At 30.4% G+C, this 1,037-nt stretch carries 2 pseudogenes; both read right to left on the bottom strand.

The window, feature by feature from the left end:
• Positions 1-297 (bottom strand): annotated as a pseudogene (locus tag BA053_RS07900) (AEC family transporter); the annotation flags it as partial.
• A gap of 268 nt (positions 298-565) precedes the next feature.
• Positions 566-958, bottom strand: a pseudogene (locus tag BA053_RS06245) (GNAT family N-acetyltransferase); the annotation flags it as partial.
• Positions 959-1,037 lie beyond the last annotated feature (79 nt).

The raw sequence follows: 1,037 nt of genomic DNA, 5'->3' as shown, positions 1-1,037 counted from the left end.
GCTGCCCGAGCTAAATGCTAATATGTTTCTTGTGTTATCCTTAAATAAAAAAGAAGAAAGATAATACACTGATAAGGACATAGTGCTACCTATAAACCATATCAAAATCGGCAGAGAAATTACTTTTAAGTTAACTTCTGTATGAGAGACTCCATATAAAATCACTATTGGATTAGCTATATAAAAAAGTATTTGAGATATAGTGTTTCTATCAATTTTAAGATATTTTCCTGCTAAGTAACCAATAAATATTGTAATATAAATAGGTAATATTTTGAGAAAAAGAGTAAGGAACATACTAGCCTATTGTAATATTTTTGATTGATAAAGTGACATTAGATCTTAAGGTGTTGTAAAAGTAAACAAAATTTATTTTCCAATTTATCCAGCTCATAGTTAATTAAATTAGTGCCAAAATTTGTTTTTACACAGGACTTAAGAATGACATTTTTATGATAAAATTATGTTAAGTTTCTATAAAGCTTCTTGCATATTTTTGAATAATGACATATTTACTAAAAATTAAACTGCTTGTAGTAATTTAGAAGGACTGTTGAAAAAACACTCATCTTGCATGGTTCTCAGGAATTCTTGCCTTGATCATTAAGATTGTACCATTACTTTCCCTAATTTTTTTAAATCCAACTTTTTCGTAAACACGGGTTGCACGAACATTTGCTGTATCTGGGTCAACAAAAGCATTTTCAGAAACTTTAAAGACAAATTCGTTTAAAAATATATTCAAAGCTTGTGGACCAATGCCTTTGCCCACATAACCCAGCTCTCCGATATACCAGTCTATAGCAGCACAGCTTTCTGGAAGCTCAGAAGTATCGTAGCCCTGCTCAGGTGGAAAATCATGTTTGTTATAGTATTGAATATAACCAATATCAACTCCATCACAATTAATAATGAATGCATGCATTGGTTTTTCAATAATTTGTGTCTTAAGTTTCAGAGGTTGTCCACAAACCAGTAAATCAAGCATATTCCCTACTTAACATAACTTTACTCATAGCCAGATATATGAAACTTTC

The sequence above is a fragment of the Wolbachia endosymbiont of Nomada ferruginata genome (assembly GCF_001675785.1).
GTDB lineage: Bacteria > Pseudomonadota > Alphaproteobacteria > Rickettsiales > Anaplasmataceae > Wolbachia > Wolbachia pipientis.
Note: the sequence above shows the minus strand (reverse complement) of the source record. Positions and strands in the feature narration are given on the sequence as shown.